Annotated in this window: 14 protein-coding genes; 8 read left to right on the plus strand and 6 right to left on the minus strand. The window is 69.4% G+C overall.

The genetic code is table 11. The features are described from left to right. Positions 1–56: 56 nt before the first annotated feature. Positions 57–896 (plus strand): 16S rRNA (adenine(1518)-N(6)/adenine(1519)-N(6))-dimethyltransferase RsmA, encoded by an 840-nt coding sequence (gene rsmA, locus ABD830_RS47630; protein WP_345002264.1) that lies wholly within the window; start codon positions 57–59, stop codon positions 894–896. Between the two features lie 474 nt (positions 897–1,370). After that, positions 1,371–1,736 (plus strand): NlpC/P60 family protein, encoded by a 366-nt coding sequence (locus tag ABD830_RS47635; protein ID WP_345002141.1) that lies wholly within the window; start codon positions 1,371–1,373, stop codon positions 1,734–1,736. 5 nt (positions 1,737–1,741) lie between these two features. Here the strand turns inward: ABD830_RS47635 and ABD830_RS47640 are convergent, their stop codons facing one another. Then, on the minus strand, positions 1,742–2,524 hold the full coding sequence (locus tag ABD830_RS47640; protein ID WP_345002265.1) for an arginase family protein: 783 nt from the start codon (positions 2,522–2,524) through the stop codon (positions 1,742–1,744). Between the two features lie 330 nt (positions 2,525–2,854). Between ABD830_RS47640 and ABD830_RS47645 the strand changes: the two genes are divergently transcribed. Continuing rightward, on the plus strand, positions 2,855–3,757 hold the full coding sequence (locus ABD830_RS47645) for a 4-(cytidine 5'-diphospho)-2-C-methyl-D-erythritol kinase (protein ID WP_345002142.1): 903 nt from the start codon (positions 2,855–2,857) through the stop codon (positions 3,755–3,757). Positions 3,758–4,117: 360 nt separating this feature from the next. Further along, positions 4,118–5,965 carry an ABC-F family ATP-binding cassette domain-containing protein gene (locus ABD830_RS47650; RefSeq protein WP_345002143.1) on the plus strand — a complete coding sequence of 616 codons (1,848 nt, stop codon included), beginning with the start codon at positions 4,118–4,120 and terminating at the stop codon, positions 5,963–5,965. A gap of 155 nt (positions 5,966–6,120) precedes the next feature. Here ABD830_RS47650 and ABD830_RS47655 read toward each other — a convergent pair whose 3' ends face one another. After that, positions 6,121–6,624, minus strand: coding sequence for a MarR family winged helix-turn-helix transcriptional regulator (locus ABD830_RS47655; protein WP_345002144.1), 504 nt, complete (start codon positions 6,622–6,624; stop codon positions 6,121–6,123). A gap of 57 nt (positions 6,625–6,681) precedes the next feature. On the opposite strand from ABD830_RS47655, the gene ABD830_RS47660 reads away from it, so the two are divergent. The 4 genes from ABD830_RS47660 to ABD830_RS47675 are packed head-to-tail and all read left to right on the plus strand — an operon-like array spanning position 6,682 to position 10,490. Beyond that, on the plus strand, positions 6,682–7,452 hold the full coding sequence (locus ABD830_RS47660) for a trans-aconitate 2-methyltransferase (RefSeq protein ID WP_345002145.1): 771 nt from the start codon (positions 6,682–6,684) through the stop codon (positions 7,450–7,452). Next, entirely contained in the window at positions 7,449–7,787 is a 339-nt protein-coding gene (locus ABD830_RS47665) for a VOC family protein (protein ID WP_345002146.1), read from the plus strand. The genes ABD830_RS47660 and ABD830_RS47665 overlap by 4 nt, the downstream gene beginning before the upstream one ends. A gap of 52 nt (positions 7,788–7,839) precedes the next feature. Next, positions 7,840–9,318: a CYTH and CHAD domain-containing protein gene (locus ABD830_RS47670; RefSeq protein ID WP_345002147.1), complete on the plus strand. Its 1,479-nt coding sequence runs from the start codon at positions 7,840–7,842 to the stop codon at positions 9,316–9,318. After that, the gene (locus ABD830_RS47675; protein ID WP_345002148.1) at positions 9,315–10,490 is read left to right on the plus strand and encodes a cytochrome P450; all 1,176 of its coding nucleotides are present in this window, start codon (positions 9,315–9,317) and stop codon (positions 10,488–10,490) included. The genes ABD830_RS47670 and ABD830_RS47675 overlap by 4 nt, the downstream gene beginning before the upstream one ends. A 4-nt stretch (positions 10,491–10,494) precedes the next feature. On the opposite strand, the gene ABD830_RS47680 is transcribed toward ABD830_RS47675, so the two are convergent. The 4 genes from ABD830_RS47680 to ABD830_RS47695 form a co-directional block, all read right to left on the minus strand. After that, positions 10,495–11,340, minus strand: coding sequence for an NUDIX hydrolase (locus ABD830_RS47680; protein WP_345002149.1), 846 nt, complete (start codon positions 11,338–11,340; stop codon positions 10,495–10,497). Further along, on the minus strand, positions 11,333–13,393 hold the full coding sequence (locus ABD830_RS47685) for an RNA degradosome polyphosphate kinase (RefSeq protein WP_345002150.1): 2,061 nt from the start codon (positions 13,391–13,393) through the stop codon (positions 11,333–11,335). The genes ABD830_RS47680 and ABD830_RS47685 overlap by 8 nt, the downstream gene beginning before the upstream one ends. 136 nt (positions 13,394–13,529) lie before the next feature. Further along, positions 13,530–14,438 carry a TetR/AcrR family transcriptional regulator gene (locus tag ABD830_RS47690; protein ID WP_378520718.1) on the minus strand — a complete coding sequence of 303 codons (909 nt, stop codon included), beginning with the start codon at positions 14,436–14,438 and terminating at the stop codon, positions 13,530–13,532. Between the two features lie 43 nt (positions 14,439–14,481). Further along, a complete protein-coding gene (locus ABD830_RS47695; RefSeq protein ID WP_345002152.1) occupies positions 14,482–15,420 on the minus strand; it encodes an acyl-CoA desaturase in 939 nt (312 codons plus the stop codon). Positions 15,421–15,429: the final 9 nt, after the last annotated feature.

Below are 15,429 nucleotides of genomic sequence, written 5' to 3' on the forward strand. Positions count from 1 at the left end.
CTTTGGTCTCCCCAAGCGCCATTGCTGGTTCTTCGATGCGAGAGACTGATTGGATGATGAGGCTGTTGGGCCCAGCGGAAATACGTATTTTGGCGGACAAGCTAGATCTTCGTCCGACAAAAAAGCTTGGCCAGAACTTCGTGATCGACGCAGGGACCGTCCGGCGCATCGTCCGCGTCGCCGATCTGTCGGAGAACGACGTGGTCATCGAGGTCGGGCCGGGGCTCGGCTCGCTCACGCTCGCGCTCCTGCCGTCGGCCGCGCACGTGGTGGCCGTCGAGATCGACCCGGTGCTCGCCCGCCAGCTCCCCATCACCGTCGCCGAGCGCGGGGGGTCCGAAAAGCTCACGGTCGTGAACGCGGACGCCATGAGGATCACCCCCGACGACCTGTCCGGCTGCACCCCCACGGCCCTGGTCGCCAACCTCCCCTACAACGTGGCCGTCCCGGTGGTGCTCCACCTCCTGCAGACCCTGCCGTCCCTGCGCAAGGGTCTGGTCATGGTCCAGTCGGAGGTGGCCGACCGCCTCGCCGCCGGCCCCGGTTCCAAGGTGTACGGGGTGCCGTCGGTCAAGGCCGCCTGGTATGCAGACGTCCGCCGCGCGGGTCCGGTTGGCCGTACCGTCTTCTGGCCCGTCCCCAACGTCGATTCCGGCCTCGTCTCATTGGTACGGCGAGAGCCGCCGGCCACGAAGGCGTCGCGCGAGGAGGTGTTCGCGGTGGTGGACGCCGCCTTCGCGCAACGCAGGAAGACCCTGCGAGCGGCCCTTTCCTCGTGGGCGGGCAGCGCGGCCCAGGCAGAGGAGGCGCTCCGCGCGGCCGGCGTGGACCCGTCCGCCCGGGGCGAGCAACTGGACGTCCACGCCTTCGCCCGCATCGCCGAATCCCGACTGTAACCGCCAGGGCGGAGGGCACCGGCTCGGCGATCCCGGCCTGGGCCCAGAGGATTTCCACAACCTGTCGCGCCCTCCCTCCCGCCATCCACAGAACCGCGTTCGGCCTCAAGCCGCCACACCCCGCCGCGTGATCCTGGCCTCCCGTCCCCCCAACAGGAGGCCAACATGATCAAGCTACGGCCGGCCATCGCCGGCGCGCTCTTCGCAGCCCTCGCCATCTCCCCCGACCCGGCTCGAGCAGCCTCCCTCACTCCGCGTCCCTGCGGCCGAGCGGACGTCTGCCGTCCCTGCGGCCGAGCGGACGTCTGCCGTCCCTGCGGCCGAGCGGACCTCTGCACCCGACAACCCTGGAGGCCGTCGGCGTCCCCGAAGCAGGCGGGGCGCTGCTGCGATCGGCGCCCCCACCCGCGCCCAGCAGTAGGCAGACGCACCCGCGGTGAGATCGCCGCCGCCGCGGCTCTCGCCCAGCGGGGCGTGCCCTTCTCGTGGGGCGGAGGTTCGGCGAGCGGTCCCACCATCGGCATAGGCAGGGGAGCCGGAACGCGAGGCTTCGACTGCAGCGGCCTGACCCTCTACGCCTGGGCTCGGGCGGGCGTGGCCCTCGGCCATTACACGGGCACGCAGTTCCGCCAGGGCCGCCGCGTTCCGCTCAGGGCGCGCCGCACGGGCGACCTGCTCTTCTTCGGCGGCGGCACGGGCGACCCGACCCACGTGGCCCTCTATCTAGGAGGCGGGTTGATGATCCACGCGCCCAAGACAGGCGACGTGGTGAAGACGACGGACTTCCTCGGCTCCCCTTATTACCGAGCCGTCTTCCGCGGCATGACCCGTCCCGGCTGAGCCGTTCAGCGCCGCGCGCAGACCTCCACCAGCCCCTCGACCAGCCCGGAAAGCGTCGCCTGGTCCTCCTCCCTGGAGGGCTCGTACTCCATGAGCCCGAGTCCCACGACCTCGAACCGTTCAGCCACGGCGGAGACCAGGGAGAGCAGCCCCTCGGGACGCAGTCCGCCAGGTGCGGGGCTCCCCACACTCGCGAAGATCTCCGGATCGAGCACATCGAAGTCGATGTGCACGTAGACGGCGGCCTCGCCATGGATCTCCGCGATCGCCTCGGCAAGGGCCGCACCGGAATCCGCCACGGTCAGCCGGCGGATCCCACGGTCCTCGACGAACGCCAGCTCGGCAGGATCAAGATCGCGCACCCCCGCCAGCACGATCTGGCCCGGATCCAGCCGGTCGCCCGGCGCCAGCCCCGCGGGCCCGTCCCCGGTGAGCGCCCGCAGCACCATCCCATGAAAGGCCCCAGAAGGTGAGGAGTCCGGCGTGTTCAGGTCCCCATGCGCGTCGAACCACACGACAACCAGCCGATCCCCGTACCTTTTCCTGGCCGCCGCCACCGGCTCCAGCTCGACCCCGCAATCCCCGCCGGCCGTCACCATGAGCCCATCGGCGGCCTGTGCGACGGCCTCACGCACCCTGGAGGCGGTGAGGACCAGATCGTCATCGACCTCCACCCGCACGCGGCGGTCGGCGTTCACCATGTCGGCCAGCAACCGCGCCCCTTCGCGCAACCGCTCCGCCGTACGCGCCCCCGACCCTCGCCACTGTGGCACCTCGACAACCGTCACCTCGGACAACGCGCCCTCCTCAACCCTCAACGCGAGCTACCACTCCAGGATGGCGAGCCCACGGCCACACCGTCCAACCACGCTCGCCATGCGTCCGCCTGGCGAGTGGGCGCACCCGGCCATGGGGGGAGCGAGCGGACATTTCTCAATGAGCCGTATCACTCTGCGTTAGCCATGACGTTCGTGGGCAAAGGCGCGTTAACTTGACTCTGCGTGCTGCTGACCCGGCCTTTCGGAGGCCATATTGTGAGAACCGCATGTCAGGGCCGCGTGTGTCGATAACATCGAGTGTCCTTGGCCCCGGCAAGTGATGAGAGTGGCAGCAGATCGATGAGTTCGGTGACCGTACGTGTGCCTGCGAAGGTCAACGTACAGCTTTCTGTCGGCCCGCTCAGGGAAGATGGCTACCACGACCTGGTGAACGTCTTCCACGCGGTATCGATCTTCGACGAGGTGGTGGCGAAGGAGTCCGAGTCGATCACCGTGGTGGTGAACGGCAAGTGGTCCGACCAGGTGCCGACCGATGACAGCAACCTGGCGATCCGGGCCGCCCGGGCGCTCGCCAAGCACGCGGGCCGCACCTACGGGGCCGACCTGATCATTCAGAAGGACATTCCCGTGGCGGGCGGCATGGCAGGCGGCAGTGCGGACGCCGCCGGGGCGCTGGTGGCCTGCAACGAGCTGTGGGGGCTGGGGCTGCCGTTCGAGGACCTCATGGAGATCGCGGGCGATCTCGGCAGCGACGTGCCGTTCTCCCTGCTCGGCGGCACGGCGGTCGGCACCGGCCGAGGCGAGCAGCTGAGCGAGCTGCCCACCGGGGGCACGTTCCACTGGGTGTTCGCGCTGGCGGACGGCGGTCTCTCCACGGCCAGCGTGTACGCCGAGTGCGACCGCCTCAGAGCGGCCTCGGGCGCCGAGGTCCCCTGGCCCCAGCTGGACGACTCCCTGATGGAGGCGCTGGGCACGGGTGACGCGTACTCACTTGGCGCCCACCTGAGCAACGACCTCCAGCCGGCCGCGCTCAGCCTGAGGCCAGAGCTCGGGCCCACCTTGGAGGCGGGACGCCAGCACGGGGCCCTGGGCGCGATCGTCTCGGGGTCAGGCCCGACGTGCGCCTTCCTGGCCATCGACGCACTGCACGCCCGCGACCTGGCCCACAGCCTGACCAGCACAGGAGCCGCCCACACCGCCGTCGCCGCCCACGGCCCGGTCCAGGGCGCCACCCTGGCCTGACCGCGCCACCCTGGCGGACCACGGCACTTTGGCCTGACCGCGCCACCCGACCGCGCCACGCGGCCAGGCACCCGCGCTCCGGTGCAGCGCGCTCCGGTTCCTCCGCATTTGGCGCAATCCGACTCCGGCATCATCGGGCCTGTCATCTCGGGCCCGGTGCCGCCGTCCCCGCTGTGCCGCCGTCCCCGCGGCATCCACGTCCGGAGCGCCGCCGTCCTCAGCGCCCCGTCCTCAGCGCCCTGTGCACCGGGCCCCGTGCACAGGGCCCCATGCACAGGGCCGCCGTCCTCAGGGCCGCCGTCCACAGGGGGTGTCAGGGCGGGCGGGGGACGGACGGAGAGCCGATACTCTGGGAAGGCCATGAATCTGGTCAATCTTGAGTCGGTTTCCCATGCCTATGGGCCCAAGCCACTCCTCACCGACGTATCCCTCGGCGTCGAGGCGGGCGAGCGCATCGGCGTCGTCGGGCGTAACGGAGGCGGAAAGACGACCCTGCTGTCCGTGATCGCCGGAGCGGTGCGTCCGGACAAGGGACGGGTCACGCACAACCGGGGTCTGCGGGTCGGCTTCCTGTCGCAGCACGACGCGCTGGACCCGAGCGCCACCGTACGGGAGATCGTCCTCGGCAGCCTGGCCGAGCACGAGTGGGCGGGGGACCAGCGGGTACGCGAGATCCTCGCCAACCTGGTCGGCGACCTCGACCTCGACGCCAAGGCCGGCGACCTGTCCGGTGGGGAGCGCAGGCGTACGGCGCTGGCACGGCTGCTCATCGACGACCATGACCTGATCATGCTGGACGAGCCCACGAACCACCTCGACATCGAGGCCATCGCCTGGCTCGCCGGCCACCTGGCGGGCGCGAAGAGCGCGCTGGTGGTCGTGACGCACGACCGGTGGTTCCTCGACGCCGTGTCCACCCGTACGTGGGAGGTCGTGGACGGGCGGGTCGAGCGGTACGAAGGCGGATATGCCGCTTACGTGCTCGCGAAGGCCGAGCGGGCGCGGATCGCGCAGGCCGCCGAAGAACGCCGCCAGAACCTCATGCGCAAGGAGATCGCCTGGCTGCGGCGCGGCCCGCCCGCCCGTACGTCCAAGCCGAAATTCCGCATCGAGGCCGCCCAGGCCCTGATCGCGAACGAGCCCCCGGCGCGTGAGACCGTCGAGCTGATGCGGTTCGCCGCGGCACGCCTCGGCAAGACCGTTTACGACCTCGAGGACGTCACCCTGCACGCGGGCGGTCCGGGCAACGGGCCGCTGGTGCTCGGGGATCTCACCTGGCAGTTCGGCCCGGGGGACCGGATCGGGCTGATCGGGGTGAACGGCTCCGGCAAGTCGTCCGTGCTGCGCCTGCTCGCCGGCACAGTATCCCCCGATTCAGGGCGTGTGATCAGGGGCAAGACGGTACGCCTCGCCCACCTGTCCCAGGAGCTCGCCGAGGTCGACCCGACGCGGCGGGTGCTGGAGTCGGTCGAGGAAGTACGCAAGTACCTCCAGCTCGGCAAGAGGGAGTGGACGGCCTCCCAGCTGCTCGAACGCCTCGGGTTCAAGGGTGAGGCGCAGTGGAAGGTCGTCGGCGACCTGTCCGGCGGCGAGAGGCGGCGGCTGCAGCTGCTCAGGCTGCTCATGGACGACCCGAACGTCCTGCTGCTCGACGAGCCCACCAACGACCTCGACATCGAGACGCTCAACGAGCTCGAGGACCTGCTGGACGGCTGGCCCGGCACGCTCGTCCTGGTGAGCCACGACCGCTACTTCCTGGAGCGGGTGACCGACAGGTGCGTGGCGCTGCTGGGTGACGGCAAGCTCTCACTGCTGCCGGGCGGGGTGGACGAATACCTCGAACGCCGCGCCGCCGGCACCGCCGTGACCGCCCGCCTGGGAACCTCCGCCGGGGCGGCTCCCGTACCGGATACCGTCAGCGCGGTCTCCGGTGGTGCGGAGCAATCCGGAGCCACGTCCGCGCCGGGCCAGCCGGGTGCCGGGCTGTCGGCCAAGGAGGAACGCGAGCTGCGCAAGGAGCTCAACCGCCTGGAACGCCAGCTCGACAAGCTGAGCGACCAGGAGTCCCGCCTCCACGCGGCCATGGCGGAAGCGGCCAGCGACTACGCCCGGCTCGGCTCACTCGACGCCCAGCTACGCGAGATCAACGCCCAGAAGGACACGATCGAAGCCGAGTGGCTCGAGCTCGCCGACCGCCTGGGCGACTGACATCCTGATCCGCGACCATGCTCCGCACGAATCGTGCGGGGCCATGGTCGTCGGCCAGGCGGATCGAATGCCTGCCCCGCACGGGTCGAATGTCGGGGTGCGCGAGGCGGGCGGGGGCGGCCAGTTCCAGGGGGCGTCGAAGGGCGCGGGCAGTCTCAGGAGGCGTCGAAGGGGGCGAGGAGCGTCCGGAGCAGGGACGCAAGCAGACGCTGATCGCCGTCCCCCAGACCGGACAACAGGTCGTGCTCGCGCCGCAGCAGGTCCGCGAAGGCGGCGTCGACCCGTGCCAGACCGGTGTCCGTCAGGGACACCAGCACGCCGCGCCGGTCCTCCGGATCCGGGCGGCGGCGCACCAGCCCCGCCTGCGCGAGCCGGTCGATGCGGTTGGTCATGGTCCCGGACGTGACGAGCGTGGCCCGCAACAGCGCCCCGGGGCTGAGCTCGTACGGCTTGCCGGCCCGCCGCAGGGCCGTCAGCACGTCGAACTCCCACGGCTCCAGATCGTGCTCGGCGAACGCCGCCCGCCTGGCCCGGTCGAGATGCCTGGCCAGTCGTGACACCCTGGAGAGCACCTGGAGCGGCTCGACGTCGAGGTCGGGACGCTCCGCGCGCCAAGCCGCGACGAGACGGTCCACCTCGTCCCTAGCATCCTCCGTCATGACACAAGAGTGTACTGTCTTGACATCGAGATATCTCTCTCGATATCAATTATCTTCATGTCGAGAGATATCTGGGACCCGGTAACCTACTCCGTCTACGCGGACGAGCGGTCGCGGCCGTTCGTCGAGCTGGTCTCCAGGGTCGGCGCGGTCGATCCCGATTATGTCGTGGACGCCGGCTGCGGCAGTGGCGAACTCACCGTTGAGCTGGCCAGACGCTGGCCACGCGCGACCGTCGAAGGCTTCGACTCCTCGCCCGCGATGATCACCAAGGCTCGCCGGCTGGAGTCGAACGTCAGGTTCGCGGTGGCGGACGTGGCCACCTGGCGCCCCGACCGTCCGGTGGACGTGATCGTGTCGAACGCCGTCCTGCAGTGGGTGCCGGAGCACCGCGACGTGCTGGAGCACTGGATCGAGGCGCTGGCCTCGGGAGGGTGGCTGGCGTTCCAGGTGCCCGGCAACTTCGAGGCGCCCAGCCACGTCGCCATCCGCGAGCTCTGCGCCTCCCGCGCCTGGTCCGACAGGCTCAGTGACGTCGTGAGGGCGCAGCCGGTCGACGACCCCCTCGATTACCTGGACCTGCTCAACCACGGCGGCACCCAGGTGGACGCGTGGGAGACGACCTACATGCACGTCCTGCAGGGTGAGAACCCGGTGCTCGACTGGGTCTCCGGCACCGCGCTGCGCCCCGTGCTCGACCGGCTGGACCCGGACGAGCAGGCCCGGTTCAAGAACGACCTGGCCAAGGTGCTGGCCGAGGTGTATCCGGCCAGGAGCTACGGCACTCCCTTCCCGTTCCGGCGGATCTTCGTCGTGGTGCAGAAGTGATCAAGCAGATTCATCATGTGCAGCTCGCCGCGCCCAGGGGCAGCGAGCCCGAGCTGAGGCGCTTCTACGAGGGCGTGCTGGGGCTCCGGGAGGTGCCCAAGCCGCCGGAGCTGGCCAAGCGCGGGGGCGTGTGGTTCAGGAGCGAGGGGGTAGAGGTCCACCTCGGCATCGAGGACGACTTCAGGCCCGCGCGCAAGGCTCACCCCGCGTTCCTGGTGGACGACCTCGACGCCTATGCCACTGACGCGGAGATCGACGACCTGTTCCCCGGCTATCGGCGGATCTATCTCTCGGACCCCGTGGGCAACAGAATCGAGCTGCTGCAAGCCGTGTGATGTTCACCTCAGAATGGCATGATGTTCCGAAATCGGACCCTTGTGAGGTGTAGTGGGCATCGAGATCGAGGACAAGTTCGACGTTCCTCCCGACTACGCGATCCCGGACCTGAGCGGTCTGGCCGACGTCGTGGGCCCCAAGAGCTACCAGCTCGTGGCCCTCTACTACGACACCCCCGACCTTCGACTGGCCACTCGGGGCATCACGCTCAGGAGGCGACGAGGCGGCTCCGATCCCGGCTGGCACCTGAAGCTGCCCAAGGCCAAGGGGGCGCGCCAGGAGATCACCCATCCGCTCACCCGGAGCACGAAGATCGTGCCCCCTGAGCTGGCCGAGCTCGTCCGCGCCTACACCCGCGGCGCCGAGCTGCAGCCGGTCGCCGAGCTGGACACCCGCAGGAGCGTCACCGTCCTGCTCGACGGCGACACCAAGCTGGTCGAGATCGCCGACGACCACGTCAAGGGCACGGTGTTCCAGGACGAGCCCAAGATCGTACGGTGGCGCGAGGTCGAGGCGGAGCTGCTCGCCGAGGACCGCCGGGCCTTCCTCGCCAAGGTCGGCAAGCGCCTCAGGAAGGCGGGTGCGACGCCCTCGGCGGCCGGCAGCAAGCTCGCCAAACTGCTCGAACCCGCCCCGCTCCCCAAGGCCCCCACCGAACCCGGTACGGCGGGCGAGACCGTCGTCGCCTACCTGGCCGGCCAGGTGGCCGCCCTGCTCGCGCAGGATCCGCGGGTACGCAGGGCCGAGGAGGACGCCGTCCACCAGATGCGCGTGGCCGCCCGCAGGCTGCGCAGCGCGCTCAAGGCGTTCAAGAGCATCGTGACCGACACCGGGCAGATCCAGGACGAGCTGCGCCGGCTCGGCGCGGTGCTCGGGGAGGCCCGGGACCTGGAGGTGATCAGGGCCAGGTTCGCCAGGGAGCTGGCCGGCCTCCAGCCGGAGCTGGTCACCGGCCCCATCCAGACCCGGCTCGGCGAGGATCTGCACAAACGCGAGCAAGAGGCGTACGCCCGCATCGACGACATGCTCAACAGCGACCGCTACTACGCCCTGCTCAACGCGCTCGACCAGCTCGTGTCCGCCCCGAGCCTGGGCAGGGCGGCGGCCAAACCGGCCCAGGACAAGCTCTCCGCCGTCGCCGCGGCGAACTGGGCCAGAGTGACGAAGGCGTACGACACCGCGCAGGCCATCGAAGACCCCGAACGTCGTGAAACAGCCATGCACGATGTGCGGAAGGCCGCCAAACGCGCTCGTTACACCGCCGAAGCGCTCCAACCCACCCTTGGCGGGAGCATGGCCAAGCTGGCCAAGCTGGCCGAGGACATCCAGGAGATCCTGGGCGCGCACCAGGACGGCGTCGTCGCTCAGGAGACGCTGGCCAAGGAGGCCGAGAGCGCACGCCAGGCAGGCGAGGACACGTTCACCTACGGACTGCTCATCGGGATCGAACGGAACACCGCCGAGCAGGCCCACGCCGATTTCCCCAGAGTCTGGGCAGAGACCCTCAAGGCGGTTAAGAAGGTTCTATGAGGAACCTTCCCACCATCCCCTTCGAGCGGCACAGCCTGCTCGACGTCCCCGACGAGTACCGGGACCTGCGCGCCGAAGAGGGCATCGCGAAGGTACGTACCCGGATGGGCGACGAGGTCTGGCTGGTCACCGGCTACGAGGACGCCCGCAGCCTGTTCAACGACCCGAGGCTCGGCCGCTCCCATCCGGAGCCGGACAAGGCCGCGCGGCTGTCGGGCTCGGCGCTGCTCGGCGGCCCGCAGGGCGACGTGGCCACCGAGAAGGCCGACCACACCCGCATGCGCAGGCTGTTCATGCCGTCCTTCTCGGCGCGCAGGATGAAGGCGCTCCGGGACCACGTCGGCTCCCTCGTCGATGAGCGGCTCGACCACCTGGCCAAGCTGACGCCGCCCGTGGACCTGCACGCCGAGCTCTCGTTCCCGCTGCCCGTGCTGGTCATCTGCCAGTTGCTCGGCGTGCCGTACGAGGACAGGGAGTACTTCGGCGAAGTGTCGTCCCGCATGGGGGACATGCTGGACATGGGGCGGAGCGAGGCGGCTCGCGCGGAGCTCGGCGCGTACATGGCCGGGCTGATCGAGCGCAAGCGGCGCGAGCCGGCCGAGGACGTGCTGTCGGACCTGGCGAAAGAGCTCGACGACGACGGGCGGATCGCCGAGCTGGCCGGCGGGCTGCTGTTCGCCGGGCACGAGACCACGGTCAACCGCATCGACTACGGCGTGCTGCTCCTCCTGGCCCACCCCGACCAGCGCGACCTGCTCATGGCCGACCCGGGCCTCGCCCCCGCCGCGGTCGAGGAGATCCTGCGCATGGTGGTGACGAGCCTGCACGGCCTGCCCAGGTACGCCCACGAGGACATCGAGTTCGGCGGCCGTACGATCCGCAAGGGCGAGGCCGTCGTGATCCTCACGGGGGTGGCCAACCGGGACGAGCGGATCTATCCGGATCCGGATGTGTTCGACATCCGCCGTCCGCAGCCCGAACCGCACCTGAGCTTCGGGTACGGCCCGCGCTTCTGCATCGGCGCGAGCCTGGCCAGGGTCGAGCTCGAGGCCGTGTTCGCCAGGCTGTTCCAGCGCCTCCCCACCCTGCGGCTGGCCGTGCCCATGGAGGAGCTGCCCCGCAACGAGGGGAGGATCGCGGACGGCTTCGACCGGCTTCCGGTCACCTGGTGAGTGATCAGGTCGTGTAGCGCTCGACGCTGACGACGCGCTCGCCCGCCCTGTGCAGCACGGCGAACGCGCCCTTGCGCAGATGCACGCCCTGGCCGCTCAACGTCCTGACCAGCTCGGGCAGCACCTTGCGGTGGCTGCACACGGCCGCGGGCACCGCGATCCGGCTGACCAGGTCGGTCGTCGTGTCCGGGTCGTAGCTCTCCTCGCCGAGCAGCGGCTCGGGCTTGATCTCCGCCCCGACTCCGGCCGCGTACGGCTCCAGGGTCTGGACGCACCGGGCGGTGGGTGAGCTGATCAGCAGCTCGGGCCGGTAGGCGGGCAGCGCGGTGACCAGGTTCGCCGCCTGGGACCGGCCGTCGGCGTCGAGCGGGCGCAGCGCGTCGTCGTCCTGCCACTCGTTCCTGGAGCCGGCCGAGCCGTGCCGTACGAGCACGAGGGGCACCGTCTCGAGCGGGGCGGCCCGCAGCGCGCGCAGCAGCCCCACGTCCCATTCGTACGTCAGCAGCCGCCTGGCCTCCTCAACCGGCAGCCAGCGCAGCTCGTCCACCTCATCGTCGCCGGGGGAGAACCCGTCGTCGCCGGCCACCCGCGCCACCCAGTAGTCCACCCGCTTGAGCCGGCCGGCGCTGAGGTAGTGGACGGGCGGCAGCGCGCGGCCGAGCAGCACGGTCAGGCCCGTCTCCTCGTTCACCTCGCGCAGGGCGGCGGCGATCTCGTGCTCTCCAGACTTCAGCTTGCCCTTGGGGAAGGTCCAGTCGTCGTAGGTCGGTCGGTGGATGACGGCAACCTCGGGGCGGCTCTCCTCGCCCCTCCAGACCACGGCTCCGGCGGCGCGGAGCAGGTCAGTCATCAACGGTCCTCCAGCGGCGCGTGCCGATGAGATGGCTCTGGGGGTCCTCTCCCGGATGGCGGGCCCACGTGCCATCGGAGTTGAGCCACCACGCGTTCGTGGTGTCGGCCATGGCCAGGTCCATCAGCTCGATGAGGTAGGCCTTGTGCTGCGGCGAGGTCACCTTGACCAGGGCTTCGACGCGGCGATCGAGGTTCCTGCGCATGAGGTCGGCGCTGCCGATCCAGACCTCGGGCCGGCGGCCCAGGCCGAACTCGTACACCCGGGAGTGCTCAAGGAAGCGTCCCAGGACCGACCTTACGCGGATATTTTCGGACAGATCGGGGATCCCTGGGCGGAGGCTGCAGATGCCCCGCACCCACACGTCCACCGGCACGCCGGCCCTGGACGCCCGGTAGAGCGCGTCGATGATCGGCTCGTCCACCAGGGAGTTCGTCTTGATCCTGATCCTCGCGGGCCGCCCCGCCTGCGCGTGGGCGATCTCCCGCTCGATCCTGGCCAGCAGCCCGCTGCGCATGGAGTGGGGCGCGACCAGCAGGCGGCGGTAGGCCGAATGGTGGGAGTAGCCGGTCAGGTGGATGAACAGGTCCGTCACATCCTCCCCGACCAGCGGGTCCGCCGTGAGCAGGCCGAAGTCCTCGTACTGCCTGGCGGTCTTGGGGTTGTAGTTGCCGGTGCCGATGTGGCAGTAGCGGCGCAGCTCGCCCGACGGCTCCTGGCGGACCACGAGCGCGAGCTTGCAGTGGGTCTTCAGCCCGACCACGCCGTAGACGACGTGGCAGCCGGCCCTTTCCAGCTTGCGGGCCCAGGAGATGTTCGCGTGCTCGTCGAAACGGGCCTTGATCTCCACGACCACCACGACCTGCTTGCCCGCCTCGGCCGCGTCGATCAGCGCGTCCACGATGGGGGACTCGCCGCTGGTGCGGTAGAGGGTCTGCTTGATCGCCAGCACCCTGGGGTCGGCCGCGGCCACCTCGATGAAGCGCTGCACGCTGGTGGCGAACGAGTCGTACGGGTGGTGCAGCAGCACGTCGCGCTCGCGCAGGATCGAGAAGATGTCGTCCTCGGCGGTGATCACCTCGGCGGGCACGAACGGCCGGTAGCTCAGCTCGCCCCGCTCCAGATCGGCGATGGCGTGCAGCCCCGACAGGTCGAGCGGGCCCTGCACGCGGTAGATCTCGTGCGGCGCCAGCTCCAGCTCCTCCACCAGCGGCGCCAGCACCTCCGGCGTGATCGTGTTCTCGACCTCCAGCCGCACGGGCGGGCCGAAACGCCGCTTGAGCAGCTCCTTCTCCAGGGCCTGCATGAGGTTCTCGGTGACGTCCTCGTCCACGTCGAGATCCTCGTTCCTGGTGACGCGGAAAACGTGGTGCTGGAGGATCTCCATGCCCTTGAAGAGCTGTCCCAGATGCGCAGCGATGACGTCTTCGAGCGGGACGAATCTGTCTTTCGAGGCAGGTACGAACCGGGGCAACTGCGACGGAACCTTGACCCGCGCGAAAACCGTATGATCGGTGGCCGGATTACGCACCAGAACCGCTAGATTCAGGCTGAGCCCCGAAATATAGGGAAAAGGGTGCGCGGGGTCCACGGCCAGCGGCGTCAGCACCGGCCTGATCCGCTCCCTGAACAGCTTGCGCAGCTCCGTACGCTCCTCGCGGCCCAGGTCGTCCCACCTGACGATCTCGATGCCCTCGGACGCCAGTTGCGGGCAGATCTGCTGGTGGAAGACCGCCGCGTGCCGCTTGGCCAGCTCGTCGGCGATCGTGCCGATCCTGGCCAGCTCCTCGCGCGGCTTCAACCCGCTCTTGGTGCGCAGCAGCAGGCCGGTGGCCATGCGCCGTTTCAGCCCCGCGACCCGTACGCGGAAGAACTCGTCGAGATTGCTCGCGAAGATCGCCAGAAAGCGCACCCGCTCCAGAAGCGGGACCGTCGGATCCTCGGCGAGCTCGAGGACGCGCTCGTTGAACTGGAGCCAGCTCTCCTCGCGATTGAGAAACCGCTCCTGAGGCAGGGGCAGGTCGTTGGGGGCTTGGAACGGTTCCGCGGACATATGACCTATATTGCCCCGATTGATTGAACAGAACGTTAACGCAACCGCAACGGCTCGTCCCGGCTGGTCAGCCACGCTCTACTCAATCGTCACCCAGGCCATCCCCGCTGTTCAAGCCCACGGCCCGGCCCCGCAATCACTCCGGATGGTCCGCCTGTTCGAGGCGGGCGGCGCGTTCGGCCAGGCGGGCCTCGCGCTGGCGGATCTTCTCCTCGCGCTCGCGCGCCTTCTCCGCCTCCTTCAGCAGCCGCTCCCGCTCCTTGAGCTCGCGCACCCGTGCCTTCTCCGCCTCCTTGAGCTCCTTCTGCCGTGCCTTCTCGGCCTCCTTGAGCTCCTTCTCGCGCGCCTTCTCCAGCTCGCGCAGCTCCTTCTCGCTGGTGGTGCGCGGCCTGACCGGGGCGGCGGACTGCCCGCGGGTCATGGCGGTGATCGAGGGGCTGGGGTTGAGCCCGGTCAGGCCGTTCCAGGCCAGGTTGACCAGGTGGGCGGCGACCTCCTCGCGCCCCGGCTTGCGTACGTCGAGCCACCACTGCCCGGTCAGCGCCACCATGCCGACCAGCATCTGGGCGTACATCGGCGCGAGCTTGGGGTCGTAGCCGCGCGCCGCGAACTCGTCGGCCAGAACGTCCTCGACCTGGCTGGCGATCTCGTTGATCAGGCTCGCGAACGTGCCGGTGCCGGAGGCGGCGTGGGAGTCGCGTACGAGGATGCGGAAGCCCTCGCTGCTCTCCTCGATGTACTGGAGCAGCGCCAGCGCGGCCCGCTCCAGCTTGACCAGTGAATGGGCTGCGGCCAGACCCTCGGTGATCATGCCGAGCAACTTCTGCATCTCGCGATCCACCACGACCGCGTAGACGCCTTCCTTGCCGCCGAAATGCTCATATACCACGGGTTTCGACACCTGTGCGGTAGCTGCGATTTCCTCGATAGAGGTCCCGTCGAACCCCTTCTCCGCGAAGAGGGTGCGGCTGATCTGGATCAGCTGCTCTCTGCGCTCGCTACCGGACATACGCCTGCGAGATCGGGGTTCGGTCACGGTCTCCATAATGACGGCCACCGATACGTGACCGTTCGTCGGCTGATCGGCGTCAGGCAATGCGCTTCGCCGCCAGACGCTCAGGCGTCGGCCAGCGGACGTCGTACACCCAGCCGAGCCGCTCGAAGATCCGGATGAGGCCGGCGCTCAGGTCGATCTGCCCCTTGAGCACGCCGTGGCGGGCGCAGGTCGGGTCGGAGTGGTGCAGGTTGTGCCACGACTCGCCGAAGGACGGGATGGCCAGCCACCAGACGTTGCGCGACTTGTCGCGCACTTGGAAGTCCTCCTCGCCGAAGACGTGGCAGATCGAGTTGATCGACCAGGTCACGTGGTGCAGCAGCCCGATGCGTACGATCGAGCCCCAGAACAGCGCGGTCACCGCGCCCTGCCAGGACCAGGTGACGAGCCCGCCGATCACGCCGGGGAGCACGATCGAGGAGATGGCGAGCGCGCCGAACCACTTGTGCAGCTTGAGCACGTCCTGGTCCTTGCACAGGTCCGGGGCGTACTTCTCCCTGTTGGTCCGCTCGCTCTCGAACAGCCAGCCCATGTGGGCGTAGAGCAGGCCCTTGGACATGGACTTGAAGCCGGGCCCGAAACGCCACGGCGAGTGCGGGTCGCCCTCCTTGTCGGAGAACTTGTGGTGCTTGCGGTGCGTGGCCACCCAGTCGAGCACGGACATCTCCAGCGACAGGCTGCCCGCGATGCCCATCGCGATCTTCAGCGGGCGCTTGGCCTTGAACGAGCCGTGGGTGAAGTAGCGGTGCAGCCCGACGGTCACGCCGAGCCCGGAGACCACGTAGAAGACGAAGGAGATGGCGATGTCCGTCCAGCCCAGGCCCCATCCCCAGGCGAACGGCACCGCGACCGCGACCGCGATCAGCGGCAGTCCGACGACCAGCCCGAAGGTGAACAGCTCTGCCTTGGATTTCGGCTCGGGTTCGAAGTCGGGCTTCGGGGCTGGCGCTGGGCGCTCGGCGAGAACGGTCATGGACGACCT

This window comes from Nonomuraea helvata (assembly GCF_039535785.1).
Classification (GTDB): Bacteria; Actinomycetota; Actinomycetes; order Streptosporangiales; family Streptosporangiaceae; genus Nonomuraea; species Nonomuraea helvata.